General features: G+C 61.6%; 12 protein-coding genes and 3 pseudogenes. 11 read left to right on the forward strand and 4 right to left on the reverse strand.

Annotation, left to right across the window (positions count from 1 at the left end):
* Positions 1–98 precede the first annotated feature (98 nt).
* On the forward strand, positions 99–2792 hold the full coding sequence (locus C5F70_RS22325; RefSeq protein ID WP_046490774.1) for a bifunctional diguanylate cyclase/phosphodiesterase: 2694 nt from the start codon (positions 99–101) through the stop codon (positions 2790–2792).
* A gap of 73 nt (positions 2793–2865) precedes the next feature.
* Positions 2866–3513 (forward strand): peptide-methionine (S)-S-oxide reductase MsrA, encoded by a 648-nt coding sequence (msrA, locus tag C5F70_RS22330; protein WP_017849811.1) that lies wholly within the window; start codon positions 2866–2868, stop codon positions 3511–3513.
* 129 nt (positions 3514–3642) lie between these two features.
* Here msrA and C5F70_RS22335 read toward each other — a convergent pair whose 3' ends face one another.
* A complete protein-coding gene (locus C5F70_RS22335) occupies positions 3643–4479 on the reverse strand; it encodes a 23S rRNA (adenine(2030)-N(6))-methyltransferase RlmJ (protein ID WP_104904067.1) in 837 nt (278 codons plus the stop codon).
* Between the two features lie 251 nt (positions 4480–4730).
* Here C5F70_RS22335 and C5F70_RS22340 point away from each other — a divergent pair, with 251 nt between their 5' ends.
* The 3 genes and pseudogenes from C5F70_RS22340 (at position 4731) to C5F70_RS22350 (ending at position 7620) form a co-directional block, all read left to right on the forward strand.
* Positions 4731–6008 (forward strand): O-acetylhomoserine aminocarboxypropyltransferase/cysteine synthase family protein, encoded by a 1278-nt coding sequence (locus C5F70_RS22340; RefSeq protein WP_104904068.1) that lies wholly within the window; start codon positions 4731–4733, stop codon positions 6006–6008.
* A gap of 299 nt (positions 6009–6307) precedes the next feature.
* A pseudogene (locus C5F70_RS22345) lies at positions 6308–7256 on the forward strand (hypothetical protein).
* A complete protein-coding gene (locus tag C5F70_RS22350) occupies positions 7246–7620 on the forward strand; it encodes a hypothetical protein (protein WP_017849815.1) in 375 nt (124 codons plus the stop codon). The pseudogene C5F70_RS22345 and the gene C5F70_RS22350 overlap by 11 nt, the downstream one beginning before the upstream one ends.
* A gap of 83 nt (positions 7621–7703) precedes the next feature.
* Here the strand turns inward: C5F70_RS22350 and putP are convergent, their stop codons facing one another.
* Positions 7704–9188, reverse strand: coding sequence for a sodium/proline symporter PutP (gene putP / locus C5F70_RS22355; RefSeq protein ID WP_104904069.1), 1485 nt, complete (start codon positions 9186–9188; stop codon positions 7704–7706).
* A 462-nt stretch (positions 9189–9650) separates the two neighbouring features.
* Between putP and putA the strand changes: the two genes are divergently transcribed.
* Both putA and C5F70_RS22365 read left to right on the forward strand, forming a co-directional pair.
* Positions 9651–13604: a trifunctional transcriptional regulator/proline dehydrogenase/L-glutamate gamma-semialdehyde dehydrogenase gene (gene putA, locus C5F70_RS22360; RefSeq protein ID WP_017849817.1), complete on the forward strand. Its 3954-nt coding sequence runs from the start codon at positions 9651–9653 to the stop codon at positions 13602–13604.
* 165 nt (positions 13605–13769) lie between these two features.
* Positions 13770–15572, forward strand: a complete 1803-nt coding sequence (locus C5F70_RS22365) for an acyl-CoA dehydrogenase (RefSeq protein ID WP_017849819.1) — start codon at positions 13770–13772, stop codon at positions 15570–15572.
* Here C5F70_RS22365 and C5F70_RS22370 read toward each other — a convergent pair.
* Entirely contained in the window at positions 15569–15862 is a 294-nt protein-coding gene (locus tag C5F70_RS22370; protein ID WP_017849820.1) for a cell division protein ZapA, read from the reverse strand. The genes C5F70_RS22365 and C5F70_RS22370 overlap by 4 nt on opposite strands.
* Complete coding sequence (locus C5F70_RS22375) at positions 15859–16089, reverse strand: hypothetical protein (RefSeq protein WP_017849821.1); 231 nt, start codon at positions 16087–16089, stop codon at positions 15859–15861. The genes C5F70_RS22370 and C5F70_RS22375 overlap by 4 nt, the downstream gene beginning before the upstream one ends.
* 342 nt (positions 16090–16431) lie before the next feature.
* On the opposite strand from C5F70_RS22375, the pseudogene C5F70_RS31620 reads away from it, so the two are divergent.
* From C5F70_RS31620 to mscK, 4 genes and pseudogenes are all read left to right on the forward strand, one after another.
* Positions 16432–17088, forward strand: a pseudogene (locus tag C5F70_RS31620) (MCP four helix bundle domain-containing protein); the annotation flags it as partial.
* Positions 17089–17391: 303 nt separating this feature from the next.
* A pseudogene (locus C5F70_RS31625) lies at positions 17392–17991 on the forward strand (methyl-accepting chemotaxis protein); the annotation flags it as partial.
* 216 nt (positions 17992–18207) lie between these two features.
* Positions 18208–19950, forward strand: a complete 1743-nt coding sequence (locus C5F70_RS22385) for a potassium/proton antiporter (RefSeq protein WP_017849823.1) — start codon at positions 18208–18210, stop codon at positions 19948–19950.
* A 49-nt stretch (positions 19951–19999) separates the two neighbouring features.
* Positions 20000–23383 (forward strand): mechanosensitive channel MscK, encoded by a 3384-nt coding sequence (gene mscK, locus C5F70_RS22390; protein WP_104904070.1) that lies wholly within the window; start codon positions 20000–20002, stop codon positions 23381–23383.
* Positions 23384–23429 lie beyond the last annotated feature (46 nt).

Genomic DNA, 23429 nt, shown 5'->3' on the forward strand with positions numbered 1-23429 from the left:
TCTTGTCAGCCTGGGCTGCATGATGCAACCTTGCTGCAGGCAACAGTAAAGAGGGCGTGAGCCCGGCGCCGAGTGCATTTTTTCAAGTGAGCTTCCCCATGAAAAGCCAACCCGATGTCGCCCGGACGGCGGCCGAGGTAGTGACGCAATTACCGGTGCCTTCGCGCCTCGGTATGCTGCGTTTCGAGCGGCTGAATGAGGCAAGCTGGGCCCTGCTCTACCTCGACCCCAATTGCGAGCGCCAATTCGGCCTGCCGGCGGTTGAACTGTGCGCTTTGATCGGCTCGCCCTACGCCAGCCTGATGGAGCCGCAGGCGCGCTATCAACTGCACGATGCCATCCAGCAGCAACTGGCCGAAAGCCCTCATTACCTGGTGCGCTACACCCTGCACACCAACGACGGCCCTCTAAGCCTGCTGGAACTGGGCGAAGCCTACAAACAACACAATCGCCACCTGCTGCGGGGCTACCTGATGGTGGTCGACGGCCTGTTCAGCGAGATCCCGTCGACGGCGCCGACAGCAGACCTGGAAAACCAGAACAGCCGCCTGCAGATCGCCCTGGAACTCAACCAGCGCGCGCAACAGGAACAGTTGCTGCACCTGGAACGGGTACGCGCCCAGCAAGAGCTGATCCTGCTGCTCGCACGCCAGCGCTACACCACGAATAATTCGCTGCAGGAAGCCGCCGAGCTGATCACCCGCAGCGCCTGCGATATCTACCAGATCGATTGCGCCAGCATCTGGAACCTCGAAGGCCAGCGCCTGGTACCGATTTCGGCGTACCAGCGCGCCGATCAGCGCCACCACTTGCCCGAACCGATTGATGCCAGTGGCTTTCCGGACTACCTCGAAGCCCTGCAGACCAGCCGGGCGATCGATGCTACCAACGTCATGCGCGACCCACGCACCCGCGAAATGGCCGAATCGCTGCAGGCCAACGACGTGCATGCGATGCTCGACGCGAGTATCCGTGTCGATGGCCAGGTCGTTGGCGTGTTGTGCCTGGAACAAAACGGCTGCACGCGCGCCTGGCAGTCCGACGAGATCGCCTTTGCCGGCGAGCTGGCGGATCAGTTCGCGCAAGTGATCAACAATCACAACCGTCGTACCGCCACCAGCGCCCTGCACCTGTTTCAGCGCGCGGTGGAACAAAGCGCCAACGCCTTCCTGCTGGTCAATTGCGATGGCGTGGTGGAGTACGTCAACCCCAGTTTCACCGCGATCACCCAGTACAGTACCGAAGAGGTCCACGGCCATCGCCTGGCGCAATTGCCCGCGCTGGAAAACCTCAGCGAATTACTGTTCGACGCGCCGTCGAGCCTGGCCAAGAGCAACAGCTGGCAGGGCGAGTTCAAGAGCCGACGCAAGAACCTGGAACCCTATTGGGGCCAGCTGTCGATCTCCAAGGTCTATGGCGACAATCGCGAGCTGACCCACTATATCGGCATCTACGAAGACATCACCCAGACCAAGCTGGCCCAACAGCGCATCGAGCGCCTGGCCTACACCGACAACCTGACCAACCTGGGCAACCGTCCGGCGTTTATCCGCAACCTCGACGAACGCTTTGCCCGCGACAGCGACAGCCCGATCTGCCTGTTGCTGGTGGACATCGACAACTTCAAGCGGATCAACGACAGCCTCGGCCACCAGACCGGCGACAAGCTGCTGATCAGCCTGGCCCGGCGCCTGCGCAACAGCCTCAGCGCCGGCGGCAGCCTGGCGCGCTTTGCCAGTAACGAATTTGCGGTATTGCTCGACGACACCGACCTGGAGAGCGGCCAGCTCGTTGCCAGCCAACTGCTGGCGACCCTCGACAAGCCGATGTTCGTCGACAACCAATTGATCAGCGTCACCGGCTCCGTGGGCCTGGCCTGCGCGCCGCTGCATGGCCGCGACCCGCAAACCCTGATGCGCAACGCCGGCTTGGCCCTGCACAAGGCCAAAGCCAACGGCAAACACCAGGTACAAGTGTTTACCGAAGCGTTGAACGCCGAGGCCAGCTACAAACTGTTCGTGGAAAACAACCTGCGCCGCGCCCTGACCCAGAACGAGCTGGACGTGTTCTACCAGCCCAAGCTGTGCCTGCGCAGTGGCCGCTTGCTGGGCATGGAGGCGCTGCTGCGCTGGAACCACCCGGAAAAGGGCATGATCCGCCCCGACCAGTTCATCAGCGTGGCCGAAGAAACCGGCCTGATCATCCCCATCGGCAAATGGATCGCCCGCCAGGCCTGCCGCATGAGCAAGCAACTGAGCGCCGCCGGCCTGGGCAACCTGCAGGTGGCGATCAACCTGTCGCCCAAACAGTTCTCCGACCCGGACCTGGTGGCCTCGATTGCCTCGATCCTCAAGGAAGAAGAACTGCCGGCCAACCTGCTCGAACTTGAGTTGACCGAAGGCCTGCTGCTGGAGGCCACCGAGGACACCCGTCTGCAACTGGACCAGTTGAAAAGCCTGGGCCTGACCCTGGCCATGGACGACTTCGGCACCGGTTACTCGTCGCTGAGCTACTTGAAAAAATTCCCGATCGACATCATCAAGATCGATCGCAGCTTTATCCACGAAATCCCGGACAACCAGGACGACATGGAAATCACCTCCGCCGTGATCGCCATGGCCCACAACCTCAAGCTCAAGGTCGTGGCCGAAGGCATCGAGACCGCCGAGCAGTTGGCGTTCCTGCGTCGGCACCGTTGCGACGTCGGCCAAGGCTATCTGTTCGACCGGCCCATCCCCGGTTCAGAGCTGCTCGAGAAGCTTAAACGCTACCCTCGCGGGCCAATCGCCTGACAGCGCTGTAACACTCGGGCACACTGGCTGTCTGATTCTTTACTGTTAACTCAACCTGACGAGAGGACTGATCATGGTCTTGCGCTCGGAAATTCTGGTGAACAAAAACGTGCTTCCTACTGCAGAACAAGCTTTGCCTGGCCGCGAAACCCCGATGACGCTGCCGGAGACGCACTTCGTCAACGGCAACCCGCTGCTCGGCCCGTTCCTCGACGACGTCGGCTTCGCGATCTTCGGCCTGGGCTGCTTCTGGGGCGCAGAACGCAAATTCTGGCAGCGCGATGGCGTGGTCAGCACCGTGGTCGGTTATGCCGGCGGCTACACGCCGAACCCGACCTACGAAGAAGTCTGCTCGGGCCTGACCGGCCATAGCGAAGTGGTGCTGGTGGTGTATGACCAGGCCAAGGTGAAATACGAAGACTTGCTGAAGATGTTCTGGGAGCTGCACAACCCGACCCAGGGCATGCGCCAGGGCAACGACATCGGCAGCCAGTACCGTTCAGTGATCTACGCCACCACGCCGGAGCAATTGGCGGCGGCGCAGGCCAGTGCGCAGGCGTATCAGCAAGAGCTGACCAAAGCTGGCCTGGGCCCCATCACCACGGAAATCGACGAAGCCCCGACGGTGTACTTTGCCGAGGCGTATCACCAGCAGTACCTGGCGAAGAATCCGCAGGGCTATTGCGGGATCGGCGGTACAGGCGTGACCTGCCCGATCTAAAAAATGTGGGAGGGGCGGTGCGACGGTTCGACTTGCCCCCGATAGCAATGTATCAGGTACAGATGTATGGACTGACACACCGTTATCGGGGGCAAGCCCCCTCCCACATTGGTGTTGCGCCAGACTCGGTTACTCGGCAATCAGCCAATCCATCTGCCACCCGCCCTGGGTCTGGCCCAGTTGCTTGGACAGCCACGGCAGCAGCTCACGCAACTCCTCTTCCAAGCCCCACGGCGGGTTGGCAATCGCCAGGCCCGAGCCGGTCAGGGTGTTGGGCGTGCCCAACGGATGCACCAGCAATTCGACGCGCAGCAGCTTCGGCGCACCGGTGCCGGCCAGGTCCTGGTAGAAACGGCGCAACATGCGCTGGTCCTTCACCGGGTACCAGATCGCCGCGACCGTCTGGCGCATGCGGCCAACCGCCTCTTTGAGCGACGCCGCGCAGCGCTGCATTTCGTCGAGCTGTTCAAACGGCGGGTCGATCAGCATCAGCGCACGCTTTTCCGGCACCGGCAGCAACGCGCGTGGCACATGCCAGCCTTCGCCCAGGTGAACCTTGACCCGACGATCGCCCTTCATGTTGTCCTTGAGCAGCACGCCGTCTTCCGGGTGCTTTTCATTGAGCAGCACGCGGTCCTGGGGGCGGGTCAGGCGGCGTGCCAGTTCCGGCGAACCGGGGTAGTAGCGCAACTGGCCATCCGGGTTCATCTCGTGCAGCACGCGCATGTAGTCGGCGGTCAATGGCGGCAGATCGCTCTTGCCCCACAGACGGGCGATGCCTTCCAGGTATTCACCGGTGCGGTTGGCCTGATCGCCCTGCAGGTCGTACAGACCGATCCCGGCATGGGTATCGAGGTAGGCGAACGGCTGCTCCTTGCGCGACATCAAGGCGATGAGGCGGGTCAAGGTCAGGTGTTTGAAGACATCGGCGTGGTTGCCGGCGTGAAAGGCGTGACGATAATTCATGGTTGCTCCTGCGCAGGGGGCGAAGTTTACCTGCTACACGGGCAAAGGTGCAGGGCCGCATGCCGGGCGGTGCTTATGCCGCAAAGACAGGCGTCCTTGTGAAAACAATCTAATCCTTACAGCATGTGCGGGCTTGCCCGCGACACAAGCGACGCGGTATTACCTGCACTCCGCGATGATGCCATCGCAGCCAAGCCAGCTCCCACCCTGCCCGGGGGCGCCCTTAAAAACCAAGGAGGTCAACAATAACCATGAAAGACGCCACCATCGCCCTGCACCACGGCTTCAAGTCCGACCCGACCACCAAGGCCGTCGCGGTGCCGATCTACCAGAACGTCGCCTTCGAATTCGATAACGCCCAGCACGGCGCCGACCTGTTCAACCTGGACGTACCCGGCAATATCTACACGCGGATCATGAACCCGACCAACGATGTGCTGGAGCAACGCATGGCCGCGCTCGAAGGCGGTATCGCCGCGCTGGCCGTGTCCGCCGGCAGCGCAGCGATCCACTATGCGATCCAGACCCTGACCCGCGCCGGTGACAACATCGTCACCACGCCGCAGCTCTATGGCGGCACCTACACCCTGTTCGCCCACCTGCTGCCGAGCTTTGGCGTCGATGTGCGCTTCGCCCGCGACGATTCCGCCGCCGCCATCGCCGAACTGATCGACGACAACACCAAACTGGTCTACTGCGAGAGCATCGGCAACCCGGCGGGCAACATCATCGACCTGCAAGCCCTCGCCGACGTGGCCCACGCCCGTGGCGTACCGCTGATGGTGGACAACACCGTGGCCACGCCGATCCTGTGCAAACCGATCCAGTTCGGTGCCGATATCGTGGTGCATTCGGTGACCAAATACGTCGGCGGCCATGGCAACTCCCTGGGCGGTGTGATTGTCGACAGCGGCACGTTCCCGTGGGCGAAATACGCGGAAAAATTCCCCGGCCTCAACCAGCCCGAACCGGCTTACCACGGCGTGGTCTACACCGAAAAATTCGGCTCCGCCGCCTTCATCGCACGCGCCCGCACCGTACCGCTGCGCAACACCGGCGCAGCGCTGGCGCCGATGAACGCCTTCCTGCTGCTGCAAGGCCTGGAAACCCTGGCCCTGCGCATGGAACGCCACACCGAGAATGCCTTGAAGGTCGCGCAGTTCCTGCAAGATCACGCCGAAGTCGAATGGGTCAGCTACGCCGGGCTGCCCGATCATCCGCACCACGCACTCGCGCAGAAATACATGCAGGGCAAACCGTCGGCGATCCTGTCGTTTGGTCTGAAGGGCGGTTACGAAGCCGGTGTACGCTTCTACGACGCCCTGCAAATCTTCAAACGCCTGGTGAACATCGGCGACGCCAAATCCCTGGCCTGCCACCCGGCGTCCACCACCCATCGCCAGATGAACGAGCAGGAACAGGCCAAGGCCGGCGTGAAGCCGGAGATGATTCGCCTGTCGGTGGGGATCGAGGCGATTGAAGATTTGATCGAGGATCTGCAACAGGCGCTGGCTGCAACGCACGCCTGAGGCCAGATAAGCGACCCGCGCGCCATGGCTAACATCTGCATGGCGCGTGAAGCAGGCGACCTTGTGCCGCAAGGTCGTCGGCGTAAAGGCAGTGAAAATTCACGCCTCTGTCGGAAACCTGGCTCAACTCAGTAGCCCTTTTCCCAAAAGCAAAAAACCACCGAAAAATCCCCCGCCAAAACCACGACACCGCTCGAACCGCTCTTTAAATTGCGCAGCCATGCTCATTCAAAAAGGACTGTTTCCATGGCAAGCAATGACCGCCCTTCGAACCGATCACCATGGTTGGGGAGTCGCTAATGCCTCAGCCCTATGCCTTCATCAATGACCGCCAACAAACCTCGGTGGAGCTCAAGGCAAGTTTGCGCTTGAGCCCATACGCCGAAGCCAAGTTCGACACCCTCAATACCCACATTCGCAATGTTGTCGTACTGCCAGGGCAGTTAGTGATCATCGGTGACGAAACCACTGCGATCTGCACCCCGCAAGAGTCACACTTGATGCGAGCCGCCTGGGATATTCGGCATAGCGTGATGGCCGAAGGCGGGGATGCTTTTGCACTGCACAACTATAACTTGCTGAAAAAGTTGCTGGGCTACGCTTCGCTGGGGATAGGCACTGCGGGTGATGCCTGGAGTCGACACTTGCAAAACATTGCAAAGACCCTCGAAGAAATTGATGCACTGCACAAACAATTCCTGCGCCGGGGAGGCGGTGCTGCGCGAGATGAGTTCCTCGCTCGACGCCAAACCCTGTTTGTCAAACTGGACGCGCAAATGCGTAGTTTTGCGCGTTATGGCACAGGGCTACGCAATGAAGGTTCGATCAAAAAAAATGCTGGGAATCTCGACCAAGAGCTATTTGCACAGCGGAGAGATAAAGAGGTACAGCGAAACGATTGCGCGAGTTTCGAAGACAGCAAAACTGCTGAAAAAGGGCACGCCGCTGGGCATTGCGTTGAGTACGACTGCGACGGCGTTGGAGATCAAGGAGGCGTGTTCTACCGGGAGGGAAGAACAATGCAGAAGAGCAAAATATGTGGAACTTGGGAAACTGACGTTAGGTGTGTCAGGCGGCGTGGTGGGCGGCGCTGCCGGATCACTCCTATGCTTTGCCATATTGGCCCCCACCACTGGTCCGGTATCCTTAGCTTGCATGCTATTCGCCGGGGGAGCCGGAGGTGCGGCCGGTGGGTACTTAGGTGGGGAAGGCGGCGAGAAGGTAGGAGAGCTTTTGTATGAGTATTGATGACTTCTTGAACCTCCCTGCTACTTCCTTGATTGCCATCAGCTCTGCATCCGCAGTCATCACCACCACCATCATCGGGCTCTTCTTGTGTTACCGAAAACTTGAACCCATGGAAGCGCTCTTGAACAAGTGCCGCCTAGTCGCCTTCCACAGCAGCTACTGGGGAAACTCACCGCGCGAAAGGATGATGAGGCTTTGCGCAGTGTATGTGGCCGTCGCACTACCCAGGCTAAATGCAAGACGGGGAGTCATTGACCTCCCGCAGGTACAAGCCTTTCCGCGCAGCACAAAGCTCATGCTTCATGGCACGGCGCTTATTGGCGCAGCCGGATTGATAGGTCTGATCGTCATTTACTTTGACTGACCAGTTGAGGAAAAAAACGGCCCGCTATCCAAAAGATAGCGAGCCGTTTTCTTCAACACATCAGGCGCATAACGCCCGAGGTTTTATTTGTTGAGGTTGTAGTCTTTCTCCGCAGCATCAAAGCGCTCAACCATACCCGCAGTCGGCGCGCCCAGCTTGCTGACGATGTAGATCGCCAGGCTGGCGAAGATGAAGCCTGGGATGATTTCGTACAGGCCCAGCAATTCGAAATGCTTCCACACGATCACGGTGATCGCGCCGACCAGAATGCCAGCCAGTGCGCCGTTACGGGTCATCTGCTTCCAGATCACCGAGATCAGCACCACAGGGCCGAACGCGGCGCCGAAGCCGGCCCAGGCGTAGCTCACCAGGCCCAATACGCGGTTATTCGGGTTGGCGGCCAGGCCGATGGCGATCAACGCCACCAGCAGCACCATGGCGCGACCGACCCACACCAGCTCAACCTGGGAAGCGTTCTTGCGCAGGAAGGTCTTGTAGAAGTCCTCGGTCAGGGCGCTGGAGCACACCAGCAATTGGCAGCTCAAGGTGCTCATGACCGCCGCCAGAATCGCCGACAGCAGAACGCCAGCAATCCATGGGTTGAACAGCAGCTTGGCCAGCTCGATAAACACGCGCTCGTGGTTCTCGGTCACGGGGCCGGCCACTTCCGGGTGCGCCGAGAAGTAGGCGATGCCGAAGAAGCCCACGGCCACGGTGCCGCCCAGGCACAGGATCATCCAGGTCATGGAGATGCGACGCGCCTTGGCGATCGACTTCACCGAATCCGCCGCCATGAAGCGCGCGAGGATGTGCGGCTGGCCGAAGTAACCCAGGCCCCAGCCCATCAGCGAGATGATGCCGATGAAGCTGGTGTTTTTCAGCATGTTGAAGTTGTCGGGGTTCTTCGCTTCGATCGCCAGGAACGTGGTATCGATACCGCCGGTGGCCAGCAACACGATGATCGGCGTCAGGATCAGCGCGAAGATCATCAGGGTGGCTTGTACGGTGTCAGTCCAGCTCACAGCCAGGAAACCACCGACGAAGGTGTAGGCAATCGTCGCCGCCGCGCCGGCCCACAGCGCAGTCTCGTAGGACATGCCGAAGGTGCTTTCGAACAGACGGGCACCGGCCACGATGCCGGAAGCGCAATAGATGGTGAAGAACACCAGGATCACTACTGCGGAGATGATCCGCAGCAGGCCGCTTTTATCTTCGAAACGGCTGGAAAAGTAATCCGGCAGCGTCAGGGCGTCACCGTTGTGCTCGGTCTGCACGCGCAGGCGACCGGCCACGAACAGCCAGTTGAGGTACGCACCGACGATCAGGCCGACGGCGATCCAGCTTTCCGACAGGCCGGACATGTAGATCGCGCCCGGCAGGCCCATCAACAACCAGCCGCTCATGTCGGAAGCACCGGCTGACAAGGCAGTCACCACGCTACCGAGGCTGCGACCGCCCAGGATGTAATCGGAAAGGTTGTTGGTGGAGCGATAGGCCATGAAGCCGATCAGCACCATTGCTGCGATGTAGATCACGAACGTGATCAGGGTTGGATTACTAACGCTCATAGAAGTGACGCCCTGGCTTTGTTTTTATGTAGCGGCGGTCTGTCAGACGGCCACCCACTGATCCAGTGAGTAAACGTAGCTGCATCACGCGCATTTATGACTGACGTTTCCCCAGGAAAGCCGTCAGCCGATGAACCACACCATGCGGGTGGTTGCACCTTGGCTGCGAATGCTATTCAACAAAGCAAATAAGGTGCAACCAGTTTCTCGCGAATAAGTTGCACCTTGATGTATTTTGCTCAAAACACCCCGTTTTTGCTCCTTTTCGGAGCAAGAACAGCCGAACTCAGAAGCAAATGCACCAACTAGAAGCAGAATCGGTCGAGGCCGGGATTTTTTCCGATTGAACCTCGAAAATTTCATGCATAAAAAGGGTTGCACCCGGTTGCACCTCTTCCAGACCGAAGCTAATCTTGCCGCCAACTGATGCCACTCGGTAGTGGCACCCATGAGGATAAGAAAATGGCTACAACCACCCTTGGGGTCAAACTCGACGACCCGACCCGCGAGCGCCTGAAGGCGGCCGCGACCTCCATTGATCGCACGCCGCACTGGCTGATCAAGCAGGCGATTTTCAATTACCTGGAGAAACTCGAGGGTGGTGCAACCCTGACCGAGCTCAATGGCTTGAGCAGCAAGGAGGCCGACGACGCCGGCGAGGTCCAGGCCGACCACGCCCATCAGTGCTTCCTCGAGTTCGCCGAGAGCATCCTGCCGCAATCCGTACTGCGCGCCTCGATCACCGCCGCTTACCGCCGCCCGGAGCCGGAAGTGGTGCCGATGCTGATCGAACAGGCTCGCCTGCCGGCCCAGATGGCCGAAGCCACGAATAAGCTGGCCGCGTCGATTGCAGAAAAACTGCGCAATCAGAAGAGCGCCGGCGGCCGTGCCGGCATCGTCCAGGGTTTGCTGCAGGAATTCTCCCTGTCATCCCAGGAAGGCGTGGCACTGATGTGCCTGGCCGAAGCGCTGCTGCGCATCCCCGACAAAGGCACCCGCGACGCACTGATCCGCGACAAGATCAGCACCGGCAACTGGCAACCGCACCTGGGCAACAGCCCGTCGCTGTTCGTCAACGCGGCTACCTGGGGCCTGTTGCTGACCGGCAAACTGGTCGCCACCCACAACGAAGCGGGCCTGACCTCATCCCTGAGCCGCATCATCGGCAAGAGCGGCGAGCCGATGATCCGCAAGGGCGTCGACATGGCCATGCGCCTGATGGGCGAGCAGTTCGTCACCGGCGAAACCATCGCCGAAGCCCTGGCCAATGCGAGCAAGTTCGAAGCCAAGGGTTTCCGCTATTCCTACGACATGCTCGGTGAGGCCGCACTCACCGAACACGATGCGCAGAAGTACCTCGCCTCTTACGAACAAGCCATTCATTCCATCGGCAAAGCCTCGAACGGCCGCGGGATTTATGAAGGCCCGGGCATTTCCATCAAGCTGTCGGCCCTGCACCCACGTTACAGCCGTGCCCAGTACGAACGGGTGATGGACGAGCTGTACCCGCGCTTGCTGTCCCTGACCCTGCTGGCCAAGCAATACGACATCGGCCTGAACATCGATGCCGAAGAAGCCGACCGCCTGGAACTGTCCCTGGATCTGCTCGAACGCCTGTGCTTCGAGCCGCAACTGAGCGGCTGGAACGGCATCGGTTTCGTGATCCAGGCCTACCAGAAGCGCTGCCCGTATGTGATCGACTACGTCATCGACCTGGCGCGCCGCAGCCGCCACCGCCTGATGATCCGCCTGGTAAAAGGCGCGTACTGGGACAGCGAAATCAAGCGCGCCCAAGTCGAAGGCCTGGAAGGCTACCCGGTCTATACCCGCAAGGTGTACACCGACGTGTCCTACATCGCCTGCGCACGCAAACTGCTGTCGGTGCCGGAAGTCATCTACCCGCAGTTCGCCACGCATAACGCCCACACCCTGTCGGCTATCTACCATATCGCCGGTCAGAACTATTACCCCGGCCAGTACGAGTTCCAGTGCCTGCACGGCATGGGCGAACCGCTCTACGAACAGGTCGTCGGCAAAGTGGCCGAGGGCAAGCTGAACCGTCCGTGCCGCGTGTACGCCCCGGTCGGCACCCACGAAACCCTGCTGGCCTACCTGGTACGTCGCCTGTTGGAAAACGGCGCCAACACCTCGTTCGTCAACCGTATCGCCGACCAGTCCATCTCGATCCAGGAGCTGGTGGCCGATCCAGTGGCTAGCATCGAGCAAATGGCGACGCTGGAAGGCGGCTTCGGCCTGCCGCACCCGCGTATTCCATTGCCACGCGATCTGTACGGCAGCGACCGCGCCAACTCGGCCGGTATCGACCTGGCCAACGAACACCGTTTGGCGTCGCTGTCCTGCGCCCTGCTGGCCACCGCGCACAATCACTGGAAAGCCGCGCCGATGTTGGGTTGCGCCGCCAGTAATGAAGCTGCGACGCCGGTGCTGAACCCGTCCGACCTGCGTGATGTGGTCGGCCACGTACAGGAAGCGACCGTCGATGACGTCGACAACGCGATCCAGTGCGCCATCAACGCCGGCCCGATCTGGCAGGCGACTCCGCCCGCCGAGCGCGCCGCGATCCTTGAACGCGCCGCCGACCTGATGGAAGGCGAGATCCAGCCGCTGATGGGCCTGCTGGCCCGCGAAGCCGGCAAGACCTTCGCCAACGCCATCGCCGAAGTGCGCGAAGCCGTGGACTTCCTGCGTTACTACGCGGTGCAGGCGCGTCACGATTTCACCAACGACGCCCACCGCCCATTGGGCCCGGTGGTCTGCATCAGCCCGTGGAACTTCCCGCTGGCGATTTTCAGTGGGCAAGTCGCCGCCGCACTGGCCGCCGGTAACCCGGTATTGGCCAAGCCTGCCGAGCAAACCCCGCTGGTGGCCGCACAAGCGGTACGTATCCTGCTCGAAGCCGGTATTCCGGAAGGCGTGCTGCAACTGCTGCCGGGCCAGGGCGAAACCGTTGGTGCGCGCCTGGTCGGCGATGATCGCGTCAAAGGCGTGATGTTCACCGGTTCCACCGAAGTCGCGCGCCTGCTGCAACGCAATGTCGCCGGGCGCCTGGATGCCCAGGGCCGACCGATCCCGCTGATCGCCGAAACCGGTGGCCAGAACGCGATGATCGTCGACTCCTCGGCCCTGACCGAACAAGTGGTCATCGACGTGGTGTCGTCGGCCTTCGACAGCGCCGGCCAGCGTTGCTCGGCCCTGCGTGTACTGTGCCTGCAGGAAGATTCTGCAGACCGCGTCATCGAAATGCTCAAGGGCGCCATGGCTGAATGCCGTTTGGGCAACCCGGAGCGCCTGTCGGTGGATATCGGCCCGGTGATCGACGCCGAAGCCAAGGCTGGCATCGAGAAACACATCCAGGCCATGCGCGACAAAGGCCGTGCGGTGTACCAAGTGGCGATCGCCGACGGCGAAGAGATCAAGCGCGGCACCTTCGTGATGCCCACCCTGATCGAACTGGAAAGCTTCGACGAGCTGCAACGGGAGATCTTCGGCCCGGTGCTGCACGTGGTGCGCTACAAGCGCAAGGAGATCGACCAGTTGATCGGCCAGATCAACGCTTCCGGCTACGGCCTGACCCTGGGCGTACACACGCGCATCGACGAGACCATCGCCAAGGTGATCGACAACGTTCATGCCGGCAACGTCTACGTCAACCGCAACATTGTCGGGGCGGTGGTCGGCGTGCAGCCGTTTGGCGGCGAAGGTTTGTCGGGCACCGGCCCGAAAGCCGGTGGTCCGCTGTACCTGTACCGCCTGCTGTCGACGCGTCCTACCGATGCGATCGAGCAGTCCTTCGTTCGCGGCGATGCATTGTCCGCACCGGACGTGCGCCTACGCGACGCCATGAGCCAACCGCTGACCGCCTTGAAAGCCTGGGCCGACAGCCACACGCTCAGCGACCTGAGCGCCCTGTGCAGCCGGTTCGCCACGCAATCGCAAAGCGGTATCACCCGCCTGTTGGCCGGCCCGACCGGCGAGCGCAACAGCTACGCCATCCTGCCCCGCGAGCACGTACTGTGCCTGGCAGAAGTAGAAGGTGACCTGCTGACCCAACTGGCGGCGGTATTAGCCGTCGGCGGTTCGGCGGTATGGCCGGAAACCGAGCTGACCAAAGCCTTGTTCCCACGCCTGCCGAAAGAGATTCAGGCGAAGATCAAGCGCGTGGCCGACTGGACCAAGGACGATGTGCTGTTCGACGCTGTCCTGCACCACGGCGATTCCGATCAACTGCGCGCGGTTTGCCAGCAAGTGGCCCAGCGTGGCGGGGCGATTGTCGGGGTACATGGTTTGTCCCAAGGCGAGACAGCAATTGCCCTGGAGCGTCTGGTGATCGAGCGTGCGCTGAGCGTCAACACCGCAGCGGCGGGCGGTAACGCCAGCCTGATGACCATCGGCTAACTGCCGAAACGCGGTAAACATGTGGGAGGGGCTTGCCCCTCCCACATTTGGCTGTATTTCAATTCCTCGTCCGCGTTCTGCCCCTCCATCACCCAGATCAATCTTGCTATCCAGCCTCTATTCGCGCACTTAGACTCAGGCTCCTTCCCACACAGGTAAGCCGCCATGTCCGAGACGCTCCTCAGTTCCCGCAATCTGGCTTTCGAGCTGTACGAAGTCCTCGATGCCGAGGGCCTGACCCAGCGCGAGCGGTTTGCCGAACATAATCGCGAAACCTTCGACGCGGCCATCAGTACCGCCCGCACCATTGCCGAAAAGTACTTCGCACCGCATAACCGCAAAAACGACGAAAACGAACCGCGCTACGAGGACGGCAAGGCCATCCTGATCCCGGAAGTCAAACCGGCCGTGGACGCCTTCCTCGAAGCCGGCTTCCTCAATGCCGCGCGCAGTTTCGAAGCCGGCGGCATGCAGTTGCCGACATTGCTGTCCCAAGCCTGCTTCGCGCACTTCCAGGCGGCCAACGCGGCGTCAACGTCCTACCCGTTCCTGACCATGGGCGCCGCCAACCTGATCGAAAGTTTCGGCACCGAGGAGCAGAAGCAACGCTTCCTGCAGCCGATGATCGAGGGGCGCTTCTTCGGCACCATGGCCCTGACCGAGCCGCATGCCGGCTCGTCGCTGTCGGACATTCGTACCCGCGCAGAGCCTGCACCGGATGGCAGCTATCGGCTCAAGGGCAACAAGATCTTTATCTCCGGCGGCGACCACCCGCTGTCGGAAAACATCGTGCATATGGTGCTGGCCAAACTGCCGGACGCGCCGGCCGGGGTGAAGGGCATTTCGCTGTTTATCGTGCCCAAATTCCTGGTCAACGACGATGGCAGCCTGGGTGAGCGCAACGATGTGCTGCTGGCCGGGCTGTTTCACAAGATGGGTTGGCGCGGCACCACGTCCACGGCGCTGAATTTCGGCGATAACGGGCACTGTGTCGGCTATCTGGTGGGCAAACCGCATCAGGGCCTGAGCTGCATGTTCCAGATGATGAACGAAGCGCGCATCGGCGTCGGCATGGGCGCGGTGATGCTCGGTTACGCCGGCTACCTGTATTCCCTGGAATACGCCCGCGAACGCCCGCAAGGCCGCCTGCCGGACAGCAAAGACCCGAGTACCGCGCCGGTGTCGATCATCCAGCACGCCGATATCAAGCGCATGTTGCTGACCCAGAAAGCCTACGTCGAAGGCGCCTTCGACCTCGGCCTGTTTGCCGCGCGCCTGTTCGACGACACCACCACCCTGGCAACCGACGTCGAGCGCAAGCGCGCTCACGAACTGCTCGACCTGCTGACGCCGATCGTCAAATCCTGGCCCTCGGAGTTCTGCCTCAAGGCCAACGAGCTGGCGATCCAGATCCTCGGCGGCCACGGCTACACCCGCGAATACCCGGTGGAACAGTATTACCGCGACAACCGCCTCAACCCGATCCATGAAGGCACCCACGGTATCCAGTCCCTGGACCTGCTGGGGCGCAAGCTCGCGCAGAACGGCGGCGCAGGCCTGAAGCAACTGATTCGGTTGATCGCCGAAACAGGCGCACGGGCGCAGCAATATCCATCGCTGAAGGCCATGAGAGAACCGCTGGAACAGTTGGTGGCACGCCTGCAAAGCGTGACGATCGGCCTGCTGACGGATCTCGCCCAAGGCAAGGTCAACAGCAGCCTGGCGAATTCGGCGCTGTACCTGAAGGTGTTCGGGCACACAGTGATTGGCTGGCGCTGGCTGGAGCAGGCGATTCGCGCCGAAGAAGGCCTGGCCAAGGGCAATGCGGCGGACACCGCGTTCTATAAAGGCAAGCTCCAGGCGGCCCGCTACTTCCTGACCTGGGAAGTACCGGGCTGCCATCATGAACTGGCAATACTGGAGGCCCGCGACGATACGTGCCTCGGCATGCAGGATGAGTGGTTCTAAGGCTGTCCGATAGCCTTGGAAATCACCTCGACCGTGGCGCTGACTTGCTCTTGGTAACGGTCGAGTTCCTGCTGGTGACGCTGTTGCATTTCGATCTGCTCGGCGCACAGGTTCAGCGCGGCCAGTACCAATAGCTTGTCACCGATCAGGGTCGGGTACTTTTTCTTGGTGGTGGCCAGGGAGGCCTTGAGCAGGGTCACGGCGTGCATCAGGGTTTGATCTTCCCCGGCCGGAGCCTTGATCGAGTAATCCTCTCCGAGAATCGAAACGACCTTTATCCCTTCGTTCATGCGCTGACAGGCCCTGCGCTCACACGCTCAACCAACGCCTGGATACGCGCAGCGGTGGCGCCGTTCTTTTCTTCCTGTTCCATCAGGTTCAATTGCAGGCTGTCATTCTCATCCTTGGCGCGGGCCAATTGCGCCTTGAGGGATTCATTGGTGCCCAACAGGTCTTGATTCTGCTGTACCAGGTCGCTGACCAGTTGTTCCAGTTGGCTGAGGGATGCTTCTAACATTTTGATTTCCTGGGCTTTTTAAAAGGGCGGTGACGATAAAGAAAATTCACCTCGGATGCCAGGGTTATCCCCGGCGCGCAGCCCGATTGTTAAGGGCCGGGCCGCACTTTCGAGCCTTAGTGACTGCATTTCCCCCATCTGGTTCCTGAATCGGCCCGGCCCCTCGTCCGATGCGATAAAAACACACGCCACTATAGACTTTAGTCGTACTGCCGATAGGTAATACTCACCCTGTCTCATAGCCGCATGGATCGCGCTTCTCCCCAGGACTCCCGCATGTCTCTTCGTAATATGAATATCGCGCCGCGCGCGTTCCTAGGCTTCGCGATGATTGGCGCACTCATGTTGTTTCTCGGTGTGTTCGCCCTGAACCAAATGAGCAAAATCCGCGCGGCGGCAGAAGACATCACGCTGTCCAGCGTCCCGAGTATTCGCGCCCTCGATGAGTTCACCCAGCTGACATTGCGCCTGCGGGTGCTGTCATACCGCTTGCTGACCAACCGCAGGCCGGACGCGCAGCAAAAAACCCTGGAAACCATCGAACAGCGCAACCAGCAGATTCGGACCGCCCAGGGCATCTACGAAAAACTCATCGACAGCAGCGAAGAACGCGCGGCCTACGACGAATACGTGCGCCTGCTAGCCCAGTACCATCAGATCGAAGAGCGCATGAAGAGCATGTCGCGGGCCAATCAGGTCGACGAGCTGCGCGAGTTGCTCAACAGCGAGTTGCTGAGCAACGCCGAGCAGATCAACGCCGTGCTGGCGCGCCTGGCGGACATCAATAACAAGATGGCCCTGGCCACCAATCAGCAGGCCAAAGACCAATACAACCTGGCCTTCGACCTGGTGGTTGGGCTGCTGGTCATCGCCACGACGCTGACCCTGTTGTTCGCCTGGCTGCTGACCCGCAGCATCACCCTGCCGATCGCCCAGGCCCTGGACGCGGCTGAAGAAATCGCCGAAGGCAACCTGACACGCCCGATCAAGGTCGATGGCGACGACGAAGCCGGCCGCCTGCTAGCCGCCATGGCCAAGATGCAGGACAAGCTGCGCGACACCCTGCAACGCATCGCCGGCTCGGCCACTCAGTTGGCTTCTGCCGCCGAAGAGCTCAACGCCGTGACCGACGAAAGCGCCCGTGGCCTGACCCAACAAAACAACGAAATCGAACAGGCCGCCACCGCGGTCAACGAGATGACCAGCGCCGTCGAGGAAGTCGCGCGCAATGCGGTGAGCACCTCCGAGGCCTCGCGCAACGCCACCACCTCCGCCGGTGACGGCCGCGACCTGGTGCAGGAAACCGTCAGCGCCATCGAGCGCATGAGCGGCGACGTACAAGCCACCGCGACGCTGATCGGCGACCTGGCCAATGAGTCGCGCGACATCGGCAAGGTGCTCGACGTGATTCGCGGCCTCGCCGACCAGACCAACCTGCTGGCCCTGAACGCGGCGATTGAAGCGGCGCGTGCCGGGGAAGCCGGCCGTGGCTTTGCCGTAGTGGCCGACGAAGTGCGTGCGCTGGCCCATCGCACCCAGCAGTCGACCAGCGAGATCGAACGGATGATCGGCAGTATCCAGGCCGGCACCGAGCATGCCGTGGATTCGATGCGCAACAGCACCGAGCGCGCGGAATCGACGCTGAACATCGCCAAAGGCGCGGGGATGTCGCTGGATACGATCAACACGGCGATTGTCGAGATCAATGAACGCAACCTGGTGATCGCCAGCGCGGCGGAGGAACAAGCGCAGGTGGCACGGGAAGTGGACCGCAACCTGGTGAACATTCGTGATCTGTCGGTGCAATCGGCAACCGGCGCCGGCCAGACCAGTGCCGCGAGCAGCGAGTTGTCGCGCCTGGCGGTGGACTTGAACGGGATGGTCGGGCGGTTTCGCCTCTAAGAATGTGGGAGGGGGCTTGCCCCCGATTTCGGTGTATCAGAATCAGATGTGCTGGCTGACACTCAGCTATCGGGGGCAAGCCCCCTCCCACATTTAGATCGGCGCCCGTCGCTAAAACCTTTTTGACAGCGCGGCAATTCAACAGGTTAGAATCGCTGGCACGCAGACTGCATGGTCAGAATGCGTCCGTCTTATTTTGCCCATGGAGTACTGCCTTTGAATGCGACCACCATCAACAGCCTGTTCTTGATCGGCGCGTTGCTGGTGAGTGCGAGCATTCTGGTGAGCTCTCTTTCGTCCCGCCTGGGCATTCCGATCCTGGTGATCATCCTGGCCGTGGGCATGGTCGCCGGCGTCGACGGCGGCGGCATCATCTTCGATAACTACCCGACCGCCTACCTGGTGGGCAACCTCGCCCTGGCCGTGATCCTGCTCGACGGCGGCTTGCGCACCCGGGTGGCGAGTTTTCGCGTGGCACTCTGGCCGGCGTTGTCGCTGGCCACTGTGGGGGTGTTGATTACCACCGGCCTCACTGGCATGGCCGCGGCCTGGCTGTTTGACCTCAACATCATTCAAGGCTTGCTGATCGGCGCGATTGTCGGCTCCACCGACGCCGCCGCGGTGTTCTCGCTGCTCGGCGGCAAGGGGCTCAACGAACGGGTCTCCGCCAGCCTGGAAATCGAATCCGGCAGCAACGACCCGATGGCGGTGTTCCTCACCGTCACCCTGATCGACATGCTCGCCAGCGGCCAGACCGGCCTGCACTGGAACCTGCTGTTGCACCTGGTGCGCGAGTTCGGCATCGGCGGCCTCATCGGCCTCGGCGGCGGCTGGCTGATGCTGCAGATGGTCAACCGCATCAACCTGGCCAACGGCCTGTACCCGATCCTGGTGATCGCCGGCGGCCTGTTCGTCTTCGCCCTGACCAACGCCCTGCACGGCAGCGGCTTCCTCGCCGTGTACCTGTGCGGGCTGGTGATCGGCAACCGCCCGGTGCGCAGCCGTCATGGCATTTTGCATATGCTCGACGGCATGGCCTGGCTCGCCCAGATCGGCATGTTCCTGGTACTCGGCCTGCTGGTCACGCCCCACGACCTGCTGCCGATTGCGCTGCCCGCCCTGGGCCTGGCGCTGTGGATGATCCTGTTTGCGCGGCCGCTGTCGGTGATGGTCGGCCTGCTGCCGTTCAAGGCGTTCCACGGCCGCGAAAAAGCCTTTATCGCCTGGGTCGGCCTGCGCGGCGCGGTGCCGATCATTCTTGCGGTGTTCCCGCTGATGGCCGGCCTGCCCCATGCACAGCTGTACTTCAACCTGGCGTTCTTTATCGTGCTGGTCTCGCTGCTGGTGCAAGGCACCAGCCTGCCGTGGGTGGCCAAGCTGCTGAAAGTGACCGTGCCACCGGAGCCGGCACCGATTTCCCGCGCAGCCCTGGAAGTTCACGTCACCAGTGAATGGGAACTGTTCGTCTACCGCCTGGGTGCGGAAAAATGGTGCATCGGCGCAGCCCTGCGCGAGCTGAAAATGCCCGAAGGCACGCGTATCGCGGCGCTGTTCCGTGGCCAGCAACTGCTCCATCCGTCGGGTAGTACGGTGCTGGAAGCCGACGATCTGCTCTGCGTGATCGGTCACGAACACAACCTGCCGGCCCTGGGCAAACTGTTCAGCCAGGCGCCGCAACGCGGTTTGGATTTGCGCTTCTTCGGCGACTTCGTCCTCGAAGGCGACGCCCAGCTGGGCGCGGTCTCGGCGCTGTACGGCCTGCAGCTCGAAGGCATCGACCCGGACATGCCATTGAGCCACTTCATCACCCAGAAAGTCGGCGGCGCGCCGGTGGTCGGCGACCAGGTGGAGTGGAACAACACGATCTGGACCGTCGCAGTCATGGACGGGAACAAGATTGGCAAAGTCGGCGTCAGATTCCCCGAAGGAAGTCGCCCGGGCCCCGGACTCTTCCTCTAAACTGCGGGGCAATACTGCCCCGATTCTTCACCTTGCTCGACCGGTCTCTATGCCAACCCTGCGCACTTTTCTCGCCACTGCCCTGCTGGGCCTGACCCTTTGTGTCGGCAGCGTATACGCCGCCGACCCGCCCAGCGCCGACGCTATCCAGCAAACCCTGGACAAGCTGCCCGACCGCAAGCTGCCCGACGCCGACATGAAGGCGCTGCAGGCGATCCTGCAGCAGACGCTGACCCACCTGGGCAACAAGCAGGATTACGAGCAGCGCCTGGCCGATCTCAAGCGCCAGTTGCAAGACGCCCCACGCCAGACCAGCGAAAACCAGCGCGAACTGACCCGGCTCAAGGCCACCAAAGTCGTCCCGGTGGCCCAGCGCTACGCCACGTTGCCGGTGCCGCAACTGGAACAACTGCTGGTGCAGCGCACCACCCAGCAAGGCGACCTGCAAAAAGACCTGGCCGACGCCAACAGCCTGACCATCGCCGCCCAGACCCGCCCCGAACGCGCGCAGACCGAAATCAGCAGCAGCCAGACACGCATCCAGCAGATCAACGCGACCCTCAAGACCGGCAAGGACAATGGCAAAACCCTCAGCGCCGACCAGCGCAACCAGTTGAACGCCGAACTGGCGTCACTGAATGCACTGATCCCACTGCGCCGCCAGGAACTGGCCGGCAACAGCCAACTGCAAGACCTGGGCAACAGCCAGCATGACCTGGTGGTGGAAAAAACCGCGCGCTTGGAACAAGAGATCCAGGACCTGCAAACCCTGATCAACCAGAAACGCCTGGCCCAGTCCCAGCAGACGGTGACCCAACAGTCCATCGAAGCGCAGAAAGCCGGCAGCAGCAGCCTGTTGGCCACGGAAAGCGCGGCCAACCTGAAGCTGTCCGACTACCTGCTCAAAAGCACCGACCGCCTCAACGACCTGACCCAGAAGAACCTGCAGACCAAGCAGCAACTGGACACCGTGACCCAGAGCGACTCGGCGCTGGACGAACAGATCAACGTGCTCAAGGGCAGCCTGCTGCTGTCGAAGATTCTGTACAAACAGAAACAGGCCTTGCCGCGCCTCACGGTCGACCGCAACCTCGCCGACGACATCGCCAACATTCGCCTGTACCAGTTCGAGGTCAACCAGCAGCGCGAACTGATCAGCTCGCCCAGCACCTATGTGGATAACCTGCTGGCCAACCAGCCGCCGGATGAGGTCACCCCGCAATTGCGGCGCACTCTGCTGGAACTGGCGATCACCCGCAGCGACCTGCTCGAGCGCCTGAGCCGCGAGCTGAGCGCGCTGCTCAATGAATCGATCACCCTGCAACTGAACCAGAAACAACTGCTGAGCACCGCCACCACCCTGCGTGCGACCCTCGATGAGCAGATGTTCTGGATTCCCAGCAACAAGCCGCTGGACACCGAGTGGCTGGAAACCGTCCCGGATCACCTGAGCAAGCAAGTCACCTCCCTGCCCTGGGCCTCCAGCGTCAGCGAACTGTACGACGGCCTGACCCAGCGCCCGCTGCTGTTCTTGCCGTTGCTGCTGTTGATCGGCGCACTGTTGTGGCGGCGCAATGCCTTGTACGCGCGGCTGAAAAAGGTTCACATGGACATCGGCCACTTCAAGCGTGACAGCCAATGGCACACGCCCCAGGCGATCCTGGTGAATATCCTGCTGGCCATGCCCGTGGCCTTGGGCCTGGCGTTATGCGGTTATGCGTTGCAGATCGACGCCCGCGGGCAAAACGCCAACCTGGGTGCCGCGCTGTTGCAGATCGCCCAGGCGTGGTTGGTGTTCTACACCGCCTACCGAATCCTCGCGCCAGGCGGCGTCGCCGAATTGCACTTCCGCTGGGAACGACCGCAGGTCGCATTCCTGCAAGGTTGGGTACGCAAGCTCGGGCTGGTGGTGCTGGCGCTGGTGGCCGTGGTGGCCATTGCCGAGCACCAGCCGGCAGCCCTGGCCGACGACGTGCTGGGTATCGGCGTGGTGCTGACCTGCTATGCGCTGATGGCCTGGCTGCTGGGTCGCCTGCTGTTGCACAGCACGACCCACGAGAAAGCCTCACTGTTCCGCAAAACCGCGGGTCTGTTGTTTACCGCGCTGCCCATCGCACTGTTTATCGCCGTGTGCTTCGGCTATTACTACACCGCGCTGAAGCTCAGCGACCGGTTGATCAACACCCTGTACCTGTTGATGTTCTGGCTGGTGATCGAAGCCACATTCGCCCGCGGCCTGGGCGTCGCCGCCCGGCGCCTGGCCTATTCGCGGGCATTGGCAAAACGCCAGGCCGCCAAGGAAGCCGGCGAAGGCGAAGCGGTGATCGAAGAGCCGACCCTGGACATCGAACAGGTCAACGAACAATCCATGCGCCTGATCCGCCTGGCCCTGCTCGGCGGCTTCATCGCGGCGCTGTACTGGGTGTGGTCGGACCTGATCTCGGTGTTCTCCTACCTCGACAACGTCACCCTCTACGAATACACCAGCGGCACCGGGGCCAATATCAGCATGGTGCCGATCAGCATCGGCGACATGCTCGGCGCGCTGATCATCATCGGCATCACCTTCGCCCTGGCGCGCAACCTGCCCGGCTTGCTGGAAGTGCTGGTGCTGTCCAAGCTGGACCTGGCCCAGGGCAGCGCCTACGCCACCACCACGTTGCTGTCCTACGTGATTGCCGGCGTGGGGTTTGTGGCGACCCTATCGACCCTCGGCGTGAGCTGGGACAAGTTGCAATGGCTGGTGGCGGCGCTGTCGGTGGGCCTGGGCTTCGGCATGCAGGAGATCTTCGCCAACTTTATCTCCGGCATCATGATCCTGTTCGAGCGCCCGGTGCGGATCGGCGACACCATCACCATCGGCAACCTGTCGGGCACGGTGAGCAAGATCCGCATCCGCGCCACCACCATCACCGACTTCGACCGCAAGGACATCATTGTCCCGAACAAGACGTTCATCACCGGGCAACTGATCAACTGGTCGCTGACCGACACCATCACCCGGGTCACCCTCAAGCTCGGCGTGGACTACGGCTCCGACCTCGATCTGGTGAAAGCCCTGTTGCTCCAGGCCGCGCGCGAAAACCCGCGGGTGCTGAAAGAACCCGAACCCCACGTGTACTTCCTCAACTTCGGCGAAAGCACCCTCGACCACGAACTGCGCATGCACGTGCGCGACCTCGGTGACCGCAACCCGGTGATCGACGAGGTGAACCGTTTTATCAACCGCGAGTTCAAGAACAACCACATCAACATCTCGTTCCGGCAGATGGAGGTTTACCTGAAGAATCTGCACGGCCAGGAGTACAAGCTGGTGCCGGTAGAAGACGAAAAACGCACCATCGCCAACCCGGCCGAGACGCACGACGCACCGGAACCGCCGCCGGGCAAAGTGGTGGACGCCCCCGAGCCGCCACCCTCCAAGCTCGACTAAAACGCCTATCCCCAGCAGAATGCTCGGACATTCTGCTGGAGATGGC

Source organism: Pseudomonas sp. LH1G9 (assembly GCF_002949975.1).
GTDB classification, from domain to species: domain Bacteria; phylum Pseudomonadota; class Gammaproteobacteria; order Pseudomonadales; family Pseudomonadaceae; genus Aquipseudomonas; species Aquipseudomonas veronii.

Bases quoted from the DNA above. Each gene is read 5' to 3' on its own strand.
- C5F70_RS22335 (WP_104904067.1), bottom strand. From the start codon at position 4,479: ATGAATTATCGTCACGCCTTTCACGCCGGCAACCACGCCGATGTCTTC.
- putA (WP_017849817.1), top strand. From the start codon at position 9,651: ATGGCTACAACCACCCTTGGGGTCAAACTCGACGACCCGACCCGCGAG.
- C5F70_RS22365 (WP_017849819.1), top strand. From the start codon at position 13,770: ATGTCCGAGACGCTCCTCAGTTCCCGCAATCTGGCTTTCGAGCTGTAC.
- C5F70_RS22325 (WP_046490774.1), top strand. From the start codon at position 99: ATGAAAAGCCAACCCGATGTCGCCCGGACGGCGGCCGAGGTAGTGACG.
- C5F70_RS22350 (WP_017849815.1), top strand. From the start codon at position 7,246: ATGAGTATTGATGACTTCTTGAACCTCCCTGCTACTTCCTTGATTGCC.
- msrA (WP_017849811.1), top strand. From the start codon at position 2,866: ATGGTCTTGCGCTCGGAAATTCTGGTGAACAAAAACGTGCTTCCTACT.
- C5F70_RS22340 (WP_104904068.1), top strand. From the start codon at position 4,731: ATGAAAGACGCCACCATCGCCCTGCACCACGGCTTCAAGTCCGACCCG.
- mscK (WP_104904070.1), top strand. From the start codon at position 20,000: ATGCCAACCCTGCGCACTTTTCTCGCCACTGCCCTGCTGGGCCTGACC.
- C5F70_RS22375 (WP_017849821.1), bottom strand. From the start codon at position 16,089: ATGTTAGAAGCATCCCTCAGCCAACTGGAACAACTGGTCAGCGACCTG.
- putP (WP_104904069.1), bottom strand. From the start codon at position 9,188: ATGAGCGTTAGTAATCCAACCCTGATCACGTTCGTGATCTACATCGCA.
- C5F70_RS22370 (WP_017849820.1), bottom strand. From the start codon at position 15,862: ATGAACGAAGGGATAAAGGTCGTTTCGATTCTCGGAGAGGATTACTCG.